This window comes from Flavobacterium sp. MMLR14_040, from assembly GCF_033657265.1.
Classification (GTDB): Bacteria; Bacteroidota; Bacteroidia; order Flavobacteriales; family Flavobacteriaceae; genus Flavobacterium.
The window spans coordinates 249,290-267,072 of sequence record NZ_JAWVWO010000003.1; the positions used below are offsets into that span (position 1 = coordinate 249,290).

At 34.6% G+C, this 17,783-nt stretch carries 11 protein-coding genes; 7 read left to right on the forward strand and 4 right to left on the reverse strand.

Annotation, left to right across the window (positions count from 1 at the left end; genetic code table 11):
- Nucleotides 1-22: 22 nt before the first annotated feature.
- On the forward strand, nt 23-2,824 hold the full coding sequence (locus SD960_RS06295; RefSeq protein ID WP_318801618.1) for a VIT domain-containing protein: 2,802 nt from the start codon (nt 23-25) through the stop codon (nt 2,822-2,824).
- A 71-nt stretch (nt 2,825-2,895) separates the two neighbouring features.
- On the opposite strand, the gene SD960_RS06300 is transcribed toward SD960_RS06295, so the two are convergent.
- Nucleotides 2,896-4,089 (reverse strand): DUF418 domain-containing protein, encoded by a 1,194-nt coding sequence (locus SD960_RS06300; protein WP_318801619.1) that lies wholly within the window; start codon nt 4,087-4,089, stop codon nt 2,896-2,898.
- A 189-nt stretch (nt 4,090-4,278) separates the two neighbouring features.
- Complete coding sequence (locus SD960_RS06305; RefSeq protein WP_318801620.1) at nt 4,279-5,217, reverse strand: L-threonine 3-dehydrogenase; 939 nt, start codon at nt 5,215-5,217, stop codon at nt 4,279-4,281.
- A gap of 372 nt (nt 5,218-5,589) precedes the next feature.
- On the opposite strand from SD960_RS06305, the gene SD960_RS06310 reads away from it, so the two are divergent.
- From SD960_RS06310 to SD960_RS06335, 6 genes are all read left to right on the forward strand, one after another.
- The gene (locus tag SD960_RS06310) at nt 5,590-6,222 is read left to right on the forward strand and encodes a hypothetical protein (protein WP_318801621.1); all 633 of its coding nucleotides are present in this window, start codon (nt 5,590-5,592) and stop codon (nt 6,220-6,222) included.
- Complete coding sequence (gene mfd / locus SD960_RS06315; protein WP_318801622.1) at nt 6,215-9,580, forward strand: transcription-repair coupling factor; 3,366 nt, start codon at nt 6,215-6,217, stop codon at nt 9,578-9,580. Before SD960_RS06310 ends, mfd begins: the two co-directional genes overlap by 8 nt.
- A 186-nt stretch (nt 9,581-9,766) precedes the next feature.
- Nucleotides 9,767-10,321, forward strand: a complete 555-nt coding sequence (locus SD960_RS06320) for a DUF5683 domain-containing protein (protein ID WP_318801623.1) — start codon at nt 9,767-9,769, stop codon at nt 10,319-10,321.
- Between the two features lie 108 nt (nt 10,322-10,429).
- Entirely contained in the window at nt 10,430-10,606 is a 177-nt protein-coding gene (locus tag SD960_RS06325) for a hypothetical protein (protein ID WP_318801624.1), read from the forward strand.
- A 24-nt stretch (nt 10,607-10,630) separates the two neighbouring features.
- Nucleotides 10,631-11,338 carry a hypothetical protein gene (locus SD960_RS06330; RefSeq protein ID WP_318801625.1) on the forward strand — a complete coding sequence of 236 codons (708 nt, stop codon included), beginning with the start codon at nt 10,631-10,633 and terminating at the stop codon, nt 11,336-11,338.
- Nucleotides 11,335-12,120, forward strand: coding sequence for a hypothetical protein (locus tag SD960_RS06335; protein ID WP_318801626.1), 786 nt, complete (start codon nt 11,335-11,337; stop codon nt 12,118-12,120). The genes SD960_RS06330 and SD960_RS06335 overlap by 4 nt, the downstream gene beginning before the upstream one ends.
- Before the next feature lie 94 nt (nt 12,121-12,214).
- Here the strand turns inward: SD960_RS06335 and SD960_RS06340 are convergent, their stop codons facing one another.
- Both SD960_RS06340 and SD960_RS06345 read right to left on the reverse strand, forming a co-directional pair.
- Nucleotides 12,215-15,331 (reverse strand): Ig-like domain-containing protein, encoded by a 3,117-nt coding sequence (locus SD960_RS06340; protein ID WP_318801627.1) that lies wholly within the window; start codon nt 15,329-15,331, stop codon nt 12,215-12,217.
- Nucleotides 15,332-15,593: 262 nt separating this feature from the next.
- A complete protein-coding gene (locus SD960_RS06345) occupies nt 15,594-17,774 on the reverse strand; it encodes a glycoside hydrolase family 97 protein (RefSeq protein ID WP_318801629.1) in 2,181 nt (726 codons plus the stop codon).
- Between the last annotated feature and the right edge of the window lie 9 nt (nt 17,775-17,783).

Here is a 17,783-nt window from a genome sequence, read left to right on the forward strand (position 1 = left end):
AATAAAAAATCCCTTTTTTAATATGAATAAAACTTTTACTATTTGTGCATTAATGGTTTATAGTGCAGTTTTTTCTCAAATACCAACTTTGGATGTAAAAAATCAAAAAAAACATCCAGTAATCCTGCAGGAAGTAAAAATTGAAACCAAAATTTTAGGAAATCTTGCATCAACTACCGCAACTTATATATTTTTCAATCCTGGTGATAGAATTTTAGAAGGAACATTTACACTTCCGTTACCGGAAGGAGTAAGTATAAGCGGCTATGCTTTAGATATCAACGGAAGCTTAAGAGATGCAGTTCCTGTTCCGAAAGAACGAGCTAAAGAAATATTTGAAAGTGTTGAAAAAAGAAATATAGATCCCGGTATTATTGAAAAAGTAGCCGGAAATAATTTTAGAACCAGAATTTATCCAATTACGGCCAGAGGCACAAGATTCATTAAAATTACATACAATCAGGAACTAAAAAATTCTGCTACCGATTATCAGTATTTTTTAAGTTTTGCCAATGCAGTCAATATTCCAAAATTTAATTTAAAAGTATTGGTTAATGAAAGTCTGACAACTCCTAAAATTACGGAAAATCCAGATGGAAGTTTTACTTTTCAAAAACAAGGAAATCAATGGATTGCTGAGATTAATAAAGCAAACTTTACGCCAAATGAAAATCTCAAAATAACTATTCCAAAAGTAAACGAGTCTTCAAAAGTGCTGTTGCAAAAAGCATCTGGTGATAAATTTTATTTTGCAGCGAGTGTTTCAACGGATTTCCCTGTGAAGGAAAAATCAAAATCTCATAAGATTGCAATTATTTGGGATAATTCATTCAGCGGATCAAAGAGAAGCCATTCAAAAGAGCTTGACTTTCTTAATTCTTATTTTTTAGAGAATAAGGATGTTGCAGTATCATTTGTGCTTTTAAATAATATTCTCGAAAAAACAGAAGAATTTACTGTTTCTGGTGGAAACTGGAGTGCATTAAAAAACAGAATTGCTGACTTGAAATATGATGGTGGAACCGACTTTGGTGCATTAAAAGAGATTTCAGGAATAGAAGAATATCTTTTGTTTTCTGACGGAATTTCAAATTTTGGTGATTTGACTTTAAAATTCAAAAAACCGGTAAACAGTATAGTAAGTACGCCAACTTCAGATTTTAACCTTCTTAAACTTTTGGCATCGCAATCAGGAGGGAATTTTATCAATCTTAATGAATTAGACACTCAGTCTGCTCTAAAAACATACAATAAACAGCCTGTTATATTTTTAGGATTTAAAGAAAGTGCTGATATACAAGATTTATTTCCAAATGTTGGAACTGCAGTAAATGAGCCAGTGAATATATTTGGAATTTCATCTCCAAATTTGGGCAAACTTACGGCTCTTTTTTCTGTAGGAAATAAGAAATTTGAAGTTCCCGTAGATTTTAATACTGCTGTAAAAGTTGATAACTGGCCAATTGCACAGTTTTGGGCACAAAGAAAAATCAATGATCTTGAATTGAATTCAACTCAAAACCGTGTTGAAATCACAAATTTGAGCGAACAGTTTGGCGTGGTAAGTAAAAATACCAGTCTTATCGTATTGGATGATGTTAATGATTATGTGCGTTACGGAATTAAACCTCCGCAGGAATTATTATCGGAATACAACAAAATTGTTTCAAGAAACAAAAAAGAAATTTTAGAAAAAAGAAAAACCCTTCTATCCAAGTCTTTTGATATAACCCGTGAACTGGTAACCTGGTGGAATAGCGAGTTTAAACCTGTCGAAAAAAAGCAATATCCTAAGATTTCAAATCAGTCATTATCAGAATCAACAAATAAAGATCAGCTAGAAGATAATGCTGTTTATAGTAGTGAAGAAATGGCTAGGTCAACAAAATCTACAGGTAAAATAACTTTGGTAGATGTAGAGAGCAATCAAGAGTATATGAAAGATTTTCAGACTTTACAGTCTGCAGAATTGATTTATCAGAAATATCTTGAAAATCGTCCTAAATATGAAAATCAGGTAACCTATTATTTTGATGTTTCTAAACTGTTATTTAAAAAAGGAGACAAAGCACTTTCTCTAAAGGTTTTAAGTACATTAGCAGAGCTTGATCTGGAAAATGAAGAGTTATACAAGACTATATATTATCTTTTGAAACAGAGAGGTAATTACGAAAAAGAATTATGGATTACCCAGAAAATTTTGGAATGGAGACCATTCGATTCTCAAAGTCACAGAGATTATGCATTGGCCCTCATTGATAATAAAAGACCTCAGGAAGCTCTGAATGTCTATAAATCCATGCTTTATCAGGAATATACAGATGAAATTTCAGTAAGAGACAACGGTATAGAGGAGATTTTGATTATGGAAATTAACAATATTCTGAACCAAAACAAGAATGTTGATGCAAGCAAAGTAGATGATCGTCTAAAAGCAAATCTTCCGGTAGACATTCGTATTGTAATTAACTGGAATAAAGACAATACAGATATAGACCTTTGGGTTACAGATCCAAGAGGAGAAGATTGCTCCTATTCTCATAAATCTACAGAAATTGGAGGAAGATTAAGTAATGATTTTACTCAGGGTTTTGGCCCTGAACAGTTTTTACTAAAAAAAGCCATAAAGGGTAAATATAAAATTAAAACCAATTTTTTTGGAGAGAGACAGAATATACTTTCCGGCCCAACAACAGTGATGGCAGAAGTGTATTTGTATTACTCTGATGGAAGACAAGAACGTAAAATTGCTGTTTTCCAGAGTCAGAAAGAAAATAAACGCGAAAACGACAGTAAAATTCTTATTGGAGAATTTGAGTTTTAGAAAACTTAAAAAAGCCCTTAAAAATATTTTTAAGGGCTTTTTGGTTTTTTTCAAATTTATCTAAAAGTAATTTATATTGTTTTTACTTCAATAATGGTATCAGAATTAGTTTTCTTAAAAGGAAACCATTGCTTGTAGCTCGCGCATCTCCAAAGCCATTCAAGTGGTCCGTAATTGTATTTAGACAACCACCATTTACTTATAAATAATTGGAGAATAAAGACAAAAATAGCCAGTGCAAAGAAAAACCAATAGGGCATTGTCGCTTTGATTCCCAAACCAATTCCCGAAAAAATAAGAGCAGTAAAAATATTTTGTGCAATATAATTGGTCAATGTCATTTTGCCGCCCGCACTAAAATAACTGAAAACCGTTTTGAGTTTTCCATTAGCGAATAAGAGCGTAATTCCGGTTGCGATAAAAACCATTGTACTTAAAATTAGCCAGAAATAAGGGTGGAAAAATTTAAGAAAGCCAGCTTTGTATTCAATAGCGACGAAGAAAACAACACCAATTATAATGGCAATAACTAAGCTGCTTATAAGTACATATTTCAAAAGTTTTTTCATTTCGTTCAACCTGTCAAAAAAGTTTAATTTTTGAAGCATAACCCCAAAAAGCATGCAGCCCAGCATTACAATATGTGCTGTAATAGCATAACCTGGAGAAATGATTTGTTGGTGAAAAGTAGCCAGTAAATTAAATTTAAAAAACTCCAGCCAGTTTCCGGAATAATAGAGTTTTAAATAGTCAGGATTTGAAATAATGTCAATCCTTTCAAAATTAAAACTTTTGATGTAAGCCATTACAAAAGGAACGATAAGGATTAGGACAGCAGAAATAATGCCCAATGTTTTTGTCGAACATTTATAAAAGAGCAATAATACAAGTCCTAAAAAAGCATAATCTTTTAATATGTCCCCAAACCAAAAAGCAGAATGGATAAAAGCCAGTATAAAAAGCAAAAACATTCGCCAGCTAAAAAAGGTAACAGGGTTTTTGCCTTTTGCAGTGACATTATTAATTAAAATAGCAAAGCCATAGCCAAATAAAATGGTTAATAAAGTCCATGATTTTCCGGCGAAAAAAAACTGATCAAACTTAGATAATATTTCAGATAAAACATTGTTGGTTTCGTTTGGTACACTAATGTGCGGAAGACCACCATAATTGCCAATAACTACACCTAATATGGCCCAGCCACGAAGAATATCGACAATAGCAGTTCTTTTGCCTTGTTCGATAGGATGATAAGAATTTGTCATTTGATTAACGTTTTTGTTGTGATTTGATTGATGATTTTAGATAAATTTGAAATTATTCTGATACAGCCAAAAATATGAAATTATCTAATCGAATAATTATCTTTAAAATATCTTTCATAAAAAAAGCGCGATAATCTAAAGAATTACTTTTAGATTATCGCGCTTTAAAGGGTTGATGAATAATGGAGCTTAACTCAAATGGTCAAGCATATCTTTTGTCATCGATTCAAGATCAAAGGTATGTTTCCAGTTCCAGTCTTCTCTTGCAGAACGATCATCAATACTTGCCGGCCAGCTGTCCGCAATTTTCTGACGGAAATCAGGTTTGTAAGTAATCTCAAATTCAGGAATATGTTTTTTAATTTCAGCAGCAATTTCAGTCGGAGTAAAACTCATTGCAGCCAAATTATATGACGAATGTATTTTGATATCTTCAGCAGGAGCTTTCATGATATTGATAGTCGCTTCAATTGCATCATCCATATACATCATTGGCATTTTGGTTTCTGAAGATAAAAAGCATTCGTATTTTTTATCGGCAATAGCCTTATAAAAAATATCAACCGCATAATCTGTAGTTCCGCCGCCCGGAGGAGTAGACCAGCTAATTAAACCAGGATAACGAATGCTGCGAACGTCAACACCATAAATATTATGGTAATATTCACACCATCTTTCGCCCGCTTGTTTACTAATTCCGTAAACCGTTGAAGGTTCCATTATGGTATATTGAGGTGTGTTTTCTTTAGGAGTTGTTGGTCCAAAAACAGCAATACTCGATGGCCAGAAAATCTTTTTTATTTTTTTTGCTTTCGCCAGATTCAAAACATGAAAAAGAGAATTCATATTCAAATCCCATGCAAAAGCAGGGTTTTTTTCAGCTGTAGCCGATAAAAGCGCTGCCATCAAATAAATATCAGTAATTTGATGAATTTCAACAAGATGCTCAATTTGATTAAAATCTAATGCATTGACCACTTCAAAAGGCCCTGAATTTACAACATCAGTATTTAATTTTCGAATATCAGAAGCAATTACATTTTCTGTTCCGTATAACTTACGCAGTTTTTGAGTCAACTCTGTCCCAATCTGACCGCAAGCGCCAATGATCAATATTTTTGGATTCATTTAAGAAGATTTAGTCTTGCAAATATAACGTTTTCGCAAATAATTTTATTTTTTACACCACTAAATTATAAAATTAATAACAATGAAGTTTGTTTTTTGGATTATTCGTTGCTGATTAAAATTTTATAATTGAAGCGCTGAAAAAGTTTAGCCACAGATTAAACAAGTTTTTTTGCCACGAATTGCACGAATTATCACAAATCGTTGCGTTTAAAACTTAAAATAATTCGTGGAGATTAGTGAAATTAGTGGCAAACTTTTTAAAATCTTTTATGCTCCTTAAAAATACGTTAATCTCTGCATCACATAGCAAAAATCAGAATTCGTAATTGTAAATTTACTTTGTAACTTTGTAGCTTAATGTTTTGCCAAATGAAATATAAAATATCTCTTTTTCTACTTTTAATTTTTGTGTTGAATTCTTGTCAGGATGAAAACGAAAAACGTCTTGCTGAGAACAAAAAAGAAGCAAAAAAGAAAGAAAAAATCTTCGATAATATTAATAAAGCCTGGATTTTTATTGATGAACCGATCAATGAAGTTTCCGAAAAAAATGAAAGAGAATGGACTGAATGGCGTGATTTTTTAAAAGAAATTGGAGAGAAACCTAGAAAGACAATTGGTGCATTTCAAAAAAAATCAGCAGCAATTTCAAAAAAAGCAATGGCTTTAAACACCAATATTCCGGCGCAATTTAATCAGCCCCAAATAAAAGCCCGAATTTCAATTTTAATTACCAAAGTTAAAATGATGGATTTATTTATTCATTTAAATCAAATTCCGGATGAAAAGGTTACTTTTTTAATTGGAGAAATAAATAAGGAAATGGTTTCTTTAGAAAGACAATTTGACAAAATTGTAGAGAAAAGTAAGATTCCGAAAGAACAAGGAGAAGAAGATTTCCTGAGAATGTTAGATACAACACGTGCCATTCCGAACACAACAGCAGCACCAATAATGCCGCCGCCACGAAATATAGATCAAAATTCACCAAAAGTTGAGTAAAAACGCCTTATATACAACGTATGACAATCTGCCTAAAACACAGCAGATTGCCACACAATTACTGGAACAGAATCAGGTAAAAATGCATCTTAGCGGATTGTTAGGATCGGCTGTTTCGTTTATAATTCGCGGAGTTTTCAAAAAAACCGAATTGCCTTTTTTAGTTGTTTTAGACAATAAAGAAGAAGCCGCTTATTATTTGAATGATTTAGAACAAATGATTGGCGAGCAGGATGTATTATTTTATCCCGCTTCATTTCGTCGTCCATATCAGGTTGATGAAACCGATAATGCCAATGTTTTGCTTCGTGCTGAAGTTTTAAACAGAATAAATTCAAGAAAAAAGCCAGCCATAATTGTTACCTATCCCGAAGCGCTTTTTGAGAAAGTGGTGACGCGTCAGCAATTGGATAAAAATACTTTAAAGGTTTCTTTAAATGACAAAATTTCAATTGATTTTATTAATGAAGTTTTGTTCGAATACGAGTTTAAAAGAGTCGATTTTATTACAGAACCGGGAGAATTTTCGGTTCGTGGAGGAATTGTCGATGTATTCTCATTTTCAAACGACCATCCATATCGAATCGAGTTTTTTGGTAATGAAGTAGACAGTATCAGAAGTTTTGATGTAGAAACACAATTATCTGTAGAAACGCACAAAAAAATTACGATTATCCCGAATGTTGAAAACAAAATATTTCAGGAAAACCGCGAAAGTTTCTTAGATTATATTGCCGAGAAAACGGTTATTTTTATTCAAAATACCGACGGACTTTTTAGTCAGTTAGACAAACAATTTGCAAGGGCAGAAGAAGCTTTTGGAAAACTTTCCGGAGAAATAAAACATGCCGAACCAGAGCAATTATTCTTAAACCAAAGTTCATTTATAAAACGCGCTTTGGATTTTTCAATTGTAGAATTGGCTTCAAAACCCATTTTTAAAACGACTAAGAAATTCGAATTTCATTTTCAGCCTCAGCCATCTTTCAATAAACAATTTGATTTATTGCTGAATAATTTGAGCGAAAATCATTTTAACGGATATAAAAATTATTTGTTCTGTTCGAATGAAACGCAGGCAAAACGTTTTCATGATATTTTTGAATCGCTTGATGAAGCAAATTCTGAAAACATCAGAAAACAGTATAATACTATTGTATTGCCTCTTTACCAGGGTTTTATTGATGAAGAAAATCAAATAACAGCTTATACGGATCACCAGATTTTTGAGCGTTATCATAAATTCAACATTAAAAACGGCTATTCTAAAAAGCAAAATATTACGCTAAAGGAATTAACTGCACTTTCGGTTGGCGATTATGTTACGCACATCGATCACGGAATTGGAAAGTTTGGCGGACTACAGAAAATTCAGGTGGAAGGCAAAACGCAGGAAGCCATAAAATTGGTTTATGCCGATAATGATATTGTGTATGTGAGCATTCACTCGCTTCATAAAATTTCAAAATACAACGGAAAAGACGGAACGCCTCCAAAAATCTATAAATTAGGATCGAACGCCTGGAAAATTTTAAAACAAAAAACCAAGGCACGTGTCAAACATATTGCATTCAACCTGATTCAATTGTATGCGAAACGCCGTTTAGAAAAAGGGTTTCAGTTTGCGCCGGACAGTTATTTGCAAAATGAATTAGAAAGTTCGTTTATTTATGAAGATACGCCGGATCAAACCAAATCGACACAAGAAGTAAAAGCCGACATGGAAAGCGATCGTCCAATGGATCGTTTGGTTTGTGGTGATGTTGGTTTCGGGAAAACGGAGGTCGCGATTCGTGCTGCTTTTAAAGCCGTTGACAATAGTAAACAAGTTGCCGTTTTGGTACCGACAACCATTTTGGCGTACCAACATTACAGAACTTTCACCGAGAGATTAAAAGATATGCCGGTTTCTGTTGGTTACTTAAACCGATTTAGAACAGCAAAACAAAAAACACAAACCTTAAAAGATTTAGCCGAAGGAAAACTAGATATCGTCATCGGAACGCATCAATTAGTTAACAAAAATGTGGTTTTTAAAGACCTTGGTTTATTGATTGTCGATGAGGAACAAAAGTTTGGCGTAAACGTAAAAGATAAATTAAAAACGATTGCTGCAAATGTCGATACGCTGACATTAACAGCAACACCAATTCCGAGAACGCTTCAGTTTTCATTAATGGCGGCGCGTGATTTATCTGTAATTACAACGCCTCCGCCAAATCGTTATCCTATTGAAACGAATGTGGTTGGTTTTAATGAAGAGATTATTCGTGACGCCATTTCGTATGAAATTCAGCGAAACGGACAAGTTTTCTTCATCAATAACCGAATCGAAAATATAAAAGAAGTAGCGGGAATGATTCAGCGTTTGGTTCCAAATGCCAGAGTCGGAATTGGTCACGGACAAATGGACGGTGCCAAACTGGAGGAATTGATGCTAGCTTTCATGAACGGAGATTTTGATGTTTTGGTCGCAACCACAATCATCGAAAGTGGTCTGGATGTACCAAATGCGAACACGATTTTCATCAACAATGCCAATAATTTCGGATTGTCAGATTTGCATCAAATGCGCGGGCGTGTTGGTCGAAGTAACAAAAAAGCATTCTGTTATTTCATCTGTCCCCCTTACTCGTCTATGACCGAAGATGCCAGAAAACGTATCCAGGCTTTGGAACAATTCAGCGAACTCGGAAGTGGTTTCAATATCGCGATGAAAGATCTTGAAATTCGTGGTGCAGGAGATTTATTAGGAGGCGAACAAAGCGGTTTCATCAACGAAATTGGTTTTGATACGTACCAAAAAATCATGAACGAAGCCATCGAAGAATTAAAAGAAAACGAATTCAAAGATTTGTATCCGGAAGAAAATAATATCGACACCAAAGAATATGTAAAAGATATTCAAATCGATGCCGATTTCGAACTTTTATTCCCAGATGAATATATCAATAACGTTTCAGAGCGTTTAGTTTTATACAACGAATTGGGCGCCATAAAAGACGAAGCCGGATTACAGGAATTCGAAAGAAAACTAATCGACCGTTTCGGACCATTGCCAAAACAAGCAACAGCATTACTAAATAGCATCCGTATAAAATGGATTGCTACGAAAGTGGGAATTGAAAAACTGGTTCTAAAACAAGGCAAAATGATCGGTTATTTTGTTTCAGATCAGCAATCAGATTACTATCAATCCTCTAAGTTCAGAAACGTTTTGCAATTTATTCAAAAGCATAGTTCTCTCTGCAAAATGAAAGAAAAACAAACCGTAAACGGACTACGTTTGTTGTTGACTTTCGAAAATGTTAAATCGATAAAACGAGCTTTGGAATTGATGGAGCTTTTTGAAGAATAAAAGAAAAAAGTTTGCCACGAATTTCACTAATTTTCGCTAATTTTTATACACCAAGATTGAATTTTATTCGTGCTAATTAGTGAAATTCGTGGCAAACTTCAAAATTAAGTTTTATTTATCTTTTACTTAAGAAAAAACTTAGAAGTAATAAGGTTTCTTTGGATCAAATTTCCAAACCAACTTTATATGCAATACCACTTTATTCTTTTGTTTTTATTTTTTGGATTAACTTCAATTTCCGCACAGGAAAACCCTCAAATTATAGCTGTCGATACTTTAAAATCTGAAACTATAGATCCGCTTCGTCCGGCAAAAGCTGCATTTTATTCGGCTATTTTTCCGGGTTTAGGGCAGATATACAATAAAAAGTACTGGAAACTTCCTTTAGTTTACGGAGCAATTGGAACAAGTGCTTATTTTTATTTTGACAGTCAGAAAAACTATAATATTTACAGAGACGAATATAAAAACAGACTTGCAGGAAACACAAGTGATTCTGAATATTTGTCCAGATTAAGTGAAAGTCAATTAATAACTGCTCAAAAACAATTTCAGAGAAACAGAGATTTATCGGCTTTGTTTGTTGTTGGATTTTATATTTTAAATATAATCGACGCTAATATTGATGCTGCCTTATCTCAATTTAATGTAAGCGAGAATTTAGCTTTTAAACCTGCTATTAATAGGAATACATTAACATCAAAAGATGATTTTGCAGTTGCTTTGAATTATTCGTTTTAGAAAAAGATTGTCACAAATTTCACAACCCCATGAATTAAATTTAGTTTTACACATAAAAATATAAGTGCTAATTAGTGAAATTAGTGGCAAACAAAAATAAAAGCCCGAATGAAATTTTCATTCGGGCTTACTTTATTATCGGTTAATGGTTTTGGATTTAGAAACGAAAAATGGAATCTAATTTTTGTACTTTCGTTTAATACTATTTTCGAAAGTATGTTAATCACCTTAAGTTGGTATTGCAAACCAAATAATTTCTATGTATTATTACTAAAAAATAAGTAATAACTTACAATAAGATTATTTGCCATGTTTAGAAACTTTGATGGTTTTAAAAAAGATGAAGGTCTTGGTCAGTATTCCTCATATACGTCCTATAACAACGATTTATTGAGATTGGTAGATTTTTACGGAAGAACTCCATTTGATTGGTATCGAAATAAAAAGACAGGGGAAATAATTTGGCTCGATGGACATGCTAAAATTGACAACTACTCTAATTTAGGGCATACGTGGGGGAAAACTTTTGCCAATGGCAACAGATTATTATTAGATGGAGACACCAAACAAATAACCTATAACGGAGACGTTATTCATAATTTCAGTAAAAAATCACAGCGGTTTGGTGCAGGAATTGCATTTTCTGATGGAGGAAATAATCAAGACCCAAGCTCATTGCGCAGAGGATCCAGAGATGTAACATGGATTGATTTTGGAGGTGCTTTTGAAGCTCTTATTATTATATTGGGGTTTGAAGTAAAAGGCAGTAAATCAAAAGGAAAAGGAACAAATGAAGGAAAACCAACATATGAGAATAAAGTAGATGATGGAATAAATGCTGTTGATTTTGGGGCAACTGGTGTAAAGACAATTGTTGGAGGAATTAAAAAACAAAAAGATGAAACCACAAAAGTAAATGATACTGTAGAAATTCTTCATTATGGAGGAAGCAATAACACACTTCAAAAGACAGAAAAATTAGTTAATGGAAAAATTGTTAAAGTTGAAAAAAAATGATTAAGGAATTAAAAAATAAATTTTACAGATATCTTATATTCATATTCTTTTTAGGGTTTGTTTTTTCTTCTTGTGAAAATGAGAAAAAAGTTAATATACTAAAAACTTATTTCCCAAAAGACAAACAAATAGTATTTTCTGAATATATTATTAAAAATGGGGATACTATTCTGGATGGAAATTATATTGTCCGTAAATATGACGGGATAAAAATTAAATCAGGTGTTTATAAAAACGGAAGGGCAATTGGGCCCTTAATTTTTTATTTTAATAATGGTAATATTGAAAGCATTGATTACAAAAATGAGAAAAGATTATCTCAAGAAACAAAGTATTATTATGAGAGTGGAAAAATTAAAAAATACGCATTAAGCGATGATCTTGGAAACACAGCATTCATTATAAAATATGATGAATCAGGTGATATAAATAGCTATGAAGGTCTTGTGTTAATGGAAGTATACCAATATAAAATAGCACATCAAGAAGGATTTAAAATAAAGATCAACCAATATCTTAAAGTTGGAGATACTTTAAAATATAAATATTTGCTAGCTAATATACCAAATACCAAGCGCAGTTTTAAAATAGAAAATATTGATGTTGATAATTCTAAAGTCAAAAGAATACTTAGAAAAATACCGCCAGTGGAAAGTGATGTTAAAGAAGTTCTGACAAAAAAAGGAATCAATACAATAAGAGCTATCGTTAAATATGAATTTAACGATAAAGAAAAAACAGTTATTAAGGATACTATTTCTTTTAAGGTTATGGTTAATTAAGCAAAAAGATTAAAGTATTTTGAAAAAATAACTTTTAAAACAAAATGGCGTATGAAATTTTTCATACGCCATTTACTTTATAACTAAATTTAAATTACTTAACAATCAGTTTTTTATTCACATTTAAACCTTTAGAATTTATATTTACAATATATATCCCAGAAGCCAAATGGTGATTAATTTGCCCAGAAGCCGAAAGAACTTCTGTTAAAACAATCCTTCCATTCATGTCAGAAACTGTAATTGAAGCCGAATCTCCATTTTCTAATTCAGGTAATAAAATTTGAAACTGATTAGCTGTTGATGGGTTTGGATAAATAGCAATCGTTTTTTCAGTTTCAGAAACTTCATCAACTTTTAAAGCAGATTTTCCTGTTCCAACTGTAGTTGATTCCAATTGCCATTGTGCACTAAACCAGCCATCTTGAGAGTTACCATATTGTGCAGATCCGGTTTGGTTTTCTACATGAATAATATTTCCGGATTGCCATCTGTTTCTAAGTCTGGTCCATGTTCCGTCAATATAATCGCTTGACCATTGTGCGCTCCAAAAAGTAGTATCGGTTATATTACATTGAACATTTCCGGTTTGACCTTCGATATTGATTAATTCACCTGTTGCTACATTTTTCAAGACAAAATAAGTGGCGTCGATAGCAATTTTTTGCCATTTGTAACTGTTACCAGAAACGGCAGTTCCATAACCCACATTGCTACCGGCATCAGATAAATAAGCGCCTGTCCATCTGTTTTTGATGGTGTAATACGTTCCACCGGTTGAAGTCGTAGAAACAGTTACGGCACATGTACTTGTTTTACTTCCGTCGACAGTTGTTACGGTAATTACTGCGCTTCCGTTTGCGACAGCCGTTACCAATCCAGAACTGTTTACAGTTGCCACAGCGGTATTATTTGAGCTATACGTAACGCTTTTATTTGTTGCATTTGTTGGAAGAACTGTTGGTGTTAATTGTTGTGTAGCCCCAACTGATAATGATGCAGAAGCCGGATTCAAACTCACGCTTGTAACCGCTACACCTGTTCCCGGGTTCGAATCATACCAAGTGGCGTTCATGTACCAACCTGTTTTATTTCTGCTTAAATCAGCAGATTGGCTGGTTCCATCGTTAAAAATTAAATTAGTCGAAGTTACATTTGTAAACGTGTAACTGTACCAGCCATTTCCGGCATTGGCCATGTTTACACCCGGCCAGGTTGCATTTGCTAAAACTCCTGTTGGCAAAGCATCCCAATAATAAATTTTAATTGCGGTTCCCCAATTTGATGGTTTGTAGAAATAGACTGTAAAATTACTATTCGGGTTAACCGTAATTGTTGCGGTTGCCGTTTTATTTCCGTCCTGCGTTGTAGCTGTAATTGTAGCTGTTCCTGCAGAAACCGCTGTTACCAATCCAGATGAATTTACAGTTGCAATTGCAGTATTGGCGGAACTCCATGTTACATTTTTATTCGTTGCATTTGCAGGAGAAATTATTGCCGAAAGCTGTTGTGTATTTCCTGCATATAAAGTTGCCGTTGTTGGTGTAACACTTACAGAAGCGACCTGAATTGCAGCAACCGTTATTGCCGAAGTTGCTGTTTTATTTCCGTCAACCGTTTTTACTGTAATGGTTGTTGTTCCTGCAGCAATTGCTGTAACTAATCCAGCGGCATTAACAGTTGCAACTGCGGTATTGCTTGAAGTCCAGGTTAGGTTTTGGTTTGTTGCATTTGCCGGAGCAATTGCTGCATTTAATTGTTGCGTCGAACCCAAACCAACAGTTGCATTTGTTGGGCTAACCGAAACTCCTGTAACGGCTACAACTGGTGCATTTGTATTGGTCAAAACCAAATATTCGTAAGCGGCAAACGATCTTGTTGCGCCTGCAGTTAGTGTTAACGATGCATTATTGTTATACGGATTTACATAAGTTCCGGCCAAAGCTGCCGGAATAACATACGATTTTGAAGCGTTTCGCAAATTCGACATTACGATTACTTTTTCTGTACCTAATGTTTTGGTAAAAATGCTAATATCATCGTTGGCATACATCGTTAAATCGCCACGTCTGATGGCTGCGCTTGCAGTTCTGAAATTTAAAATTTTAGCAAAATCAGCTGCAGCAGTTGGGTTTTGCGACCAGTTAAATTTAAAGCCTTGCCACGGCCAGTCGGTTTTGGGTTCGTAGTCAATTTCCTGACCGCTCATTAAAAACGGAACGCCTTTCATATAAGCAGAAACCAAGAAGTTAGCCACGATTCCATTATGATTATTGAAGATTACAAAAGGTCTTTGCACACCATTATCATTTGTATAAGTATCATGATTTCCGGTATAGCGAACTGCTTGTTTTGAACCTGTTGCATTTGCATATTCGTAATCATTTATGGTTTGAAAACGCTGCGAAACCGGACCTCCGGCAGCAACATCTTTCAAAGCATTCCAAAACCATCTGTCGCCAAAATTCATATCAAAACCAGCCGTAAAATTGGCTTGTCTGTCTCCTTCGGCTAGCATTAATAATTTATGAGAAGAAATTCCACGAATGTTTCCGATAACTTCAGACCAGAAATCAAGCGGTGGATTATTGGCATAATCACAACGGTAACCGTCAACGTTTGCTGCCAGAATCCAATAACGCATGGCATCTTTTATAGCAGCTCTTGTACCCGAATTATTAAGATCCAGCGCGGCGATATCTGAAAAGTTGCCTAATTGCTGAATCGTTGTTCCGCTTCTCAAATAATACTCGGGATGCTGTGTTGTCCACGCATTATCCCAAGATGTTCCGTTGATGGCAATATCCAAAATAACGGCCATTCCGCGACTGTGAGCCCCATCGACCAAAGTTCTTAAATCAGCAAGTGAACCATATTCTGATCCAACGGCTTTAAAATCTTTGATACAATATGGCGAAGGCGAACTTCTGGAATCGGTTCCGTGTGGGTAAATGGGCATTAAATAAATAACATTGGTGCCAAGCGCTTTTATATTATCTAATCGGGCGGTTACTCCAGCTAAATTTCCGTTGGCACTAAACGGACGAATATGTACCTGATACATGTTGACATCGCGGGTATCCGGAACGCCGGCGAATGGTGTGCCGTATTGAGGCGGATCCTGCGCAAAAACTGAACTTGCAAATAATAATAGAAAACAGATTAGTGTTTTCGTGAAATGAAAAAATCTGGTGGTAATGTTGATTTTCATAATTTTTGTTTTTTGAATGCTTGTCGGCATTTCTAACTAAAATTCATTCTCACTCGCATTGTTTTTAAATTTGACAAACATTTGTGGTTAATAGTTTTCAAGTAGTAATAAAATTCTTAATTTTCGTTCAAAAAAGACATGCGTATTGCCACGAATTTCACGAATTAGAACAAATTTTAATCTGCAGCCTTAATTCGTGTTATTCGTGAAATTCGTGGCAAAAAACTTAGAACCTTAGTGTCTCAGAACCTTAGTTCCTAAATTATAGTTTTTTCAATCCCTTTAATTCTGATGCATTTCCTTCTTTGATGCTGATGGCAACACCTCCGCCCGGAGCTAAATACTGTTTTAAAATTGTTTTTGAGGTTACAACAACTTTAGTCACGGTATATTTTTGTGGGTTTTTATCCCAATTTGCTTCTTTGGCATCAGCATAAATAGTGGCTATGAATTTTTTTCCGGCAGGTAAATAATCAAATGTGATGTTGGCAGTTCTGGCATTTTCATCTGTGATTCCTCCAACAAACCAGCTATCTTTTCCTTTGGCTTTGCGGGCGATTGTAATGTAATCTCCCGGTTCAGCTTCAAGAATATAACTGTTATCCCAATCGACAGCAACATCTTTAATGAACTGAAAAGCATCCGGAAAACGTTCGTAATTCCCAGGGATATCTGCTGCCATTTGCAACGGACTGTACATCGTAACATAATATGCCAATTGTTTTACCAAAGTTGTGTTTACACGTTGCGAACTTCCGGTTCCGTAATACGAAAGATCAGTTTGGAAAATTCCCGGAGTGTAATCCATTGGTCCTCCCATTAAACGGGTAAATGGCAAAATTGTGGTATGATCCGGCGCTAAACCTCCCATGGATTCAAACTCCGTTCCACGAGCAGATTCCTGAGCAATCCAGTTTGGAAAGGTTCGGTGCAAACCCGTTGGGCGAACCGCTTCGTGACTGTCAATCATAATTTTATAATCGGCGGCACGTTTGGCTACGTTAATGTAATGATTCACCATCCATTGTCCGTCATGATGTTCGCCACGTGGAATAATTTTCCCTACATAACCCGTTTTTACGGCATCGTAACCGTTGTCATTCATAAATTGAAAAGCACGATCTAAACGGCGTTCGTAATTGGTTGCTGATCCTGAAGTTTCGTGGTGCATGATAATTTTTACTCCTTTTGAAGCCGCGTATTCATGAACCGCTTTTACATCAAAATCCGGATAAGCGGTTACATAATCAAAAACTTCTTCTTTCCAGTTGCCAATCCAGTCTTCCCAGCCAATGTTCCAGCCTTCGATTAAGATGGCATCGAAACCATTTTTTGAAGCAAAATCAATATATTCTTTTGCACGTTCTGTTGTGGCTCCGTGTTTTCCATTCGGCGTAAGCTTAGAAAAATCATCTGTCAATTTTACGTTGTTTTCTTTTCCGAAAGCCCAGGTACTTTTTCCGGCAACGAAATATTCCCACCAAATTCCGATATATTTTACCGGTTTGATCCACGAAACATCTTTGTAACTTGTTGGTTCGTTGAGGTTCAAAATTAATTTTGAAGCCAAAATATCAGTTGCTTTATCGCTTACCACAATGGTTCTCCAAGGCGATTGAGCGTCTGTTTGCATATAACCTTTTGCACCAACAGCATCTGGCGCCAAATGACTTTTCATCTTGTTGTTTGCAGCATCAACTTCAAGATACATTGCCGGATAATTGATTAATCCCGCTTCGTGAATGTTGATGTACAAACCGTCGTCTGATTTCATCATGGATGGCGTTTGAACAGATAATTCTTTGATAGGCCATTGTGAATTAATCTCAATGGTAGCTTTTTTCATCAACGAAGGAATCTCAGAAATTTTCGAAGTCGTATAAGCATATTCATTCGTATCATAATCTCCCGGAATCCAGAAAATTTTATGATTTCCGGCCAGATTAAATTCAGAACGTTCTTCTTTTATTACAAAATAACTCAAATCATTTTGCTTCGGAAATTCATATCTAAAACCTAATCCGTCGTTGAATAAACGGAAACGAATGCGAATATATCTGTTATTGTTTTTGGCCTGAGCCAAAGTCACAACCAATTCGTTATAGTTATTGCGTATTGTTTTTTCTTCACCTAAAACAGGATTCCAATTTTCATCAACAGAGGATTGTGCTGTATTTGTGATGGTAAAACCATCCATAAAAGAAGGCATATTTTGAAGTTCTAAACCCAAAGAACTTGGTTTTATAAGTGCTTTTTGTTTATATGATAATTGGTAAGACGGAACTCCGCCTTCTTTCAATTCAAATTTTAAAGAAAGATTTTTGTTTGGCGAAGTTATTTCCTGCGCCTGAATCCAAAATGAATGGGCACAAACAATAAGACACAACGCGATTTTTTTGCCTAAACGAATTTGAAGCAATGATTTGTGGGATTGAAAATTCATGTTATTTTA

Bases quoted from the DNA above. Each gene is read 5' to 3' on its own strand.
- SD960_RS06295 (WP_318801618.1), top strand. From the start codon at position 23: ATGAATAAAACTTTTACTATTTGTGCATTAATGGTTTATAGTGCAGTT.
- SD960_RS06300 (WP_318801619.1), bottom strand. From the start codon at position 4,089: ATGACAAATTCTTATCATCCTATCGAACAAGGCAAAAGAACTGCTATT.
- SD960_RS06305 (WP_318801620.1), bottom strand. From the start codon at position 5,217: ATGAATCCAAAAATATTGATCATTGGCGCTTGCGGTCAGATTGGGACA.
- SD960_RS06310 (WP_318801621.1), top strand. From the start codon at position 5,590: ATGAAATATAAAATATCTCTTTTTCTACTTTTAATTTTTGTGTTGAAT.
- SD960_RS06320 (WP_318801623.1), top strand. From the start codon at position 9,767: ATGCAATACCACTTTATTCTTTTGTTTTTATTTTTTGGATTAACTTCA.
- SD960_RS06325 (WP_318801624.1), top strand. From the start codon at position 10,430: ATGAAATTTTCATTCGGGCTTACTTTATTATCGGTTAATGGTTTTGGA.
- SD960_RS06330 (WP_318801625.1), top strand. From the start codon at position 10,631: ATGTTTAGAAACTTTGATGGTTTTAAAAAAGATGAAGGTCTTGGTCAG.
- SD960_RS06335 (WP_318801626.1), top strand. From the start codon at position 11,335: ATGATTAAGGAATTAAAAAATAAATTTTACAGATATCTTATATTCATA.
- SD960_RS06340 (WP_318801627.1), bottom strand. From the start codon at position 15,331: ATGAAAATCAACATTACCACCAGATTTTTTCATTTCACGAAAACACTA.
- SD960_RS06345 (WP_318801629.1), bottom strand. From the start codon at position 17,774: ATGAATTTTCAATCCCACAAATCATTGCTTCAAATTCGTTTAGGCAAA.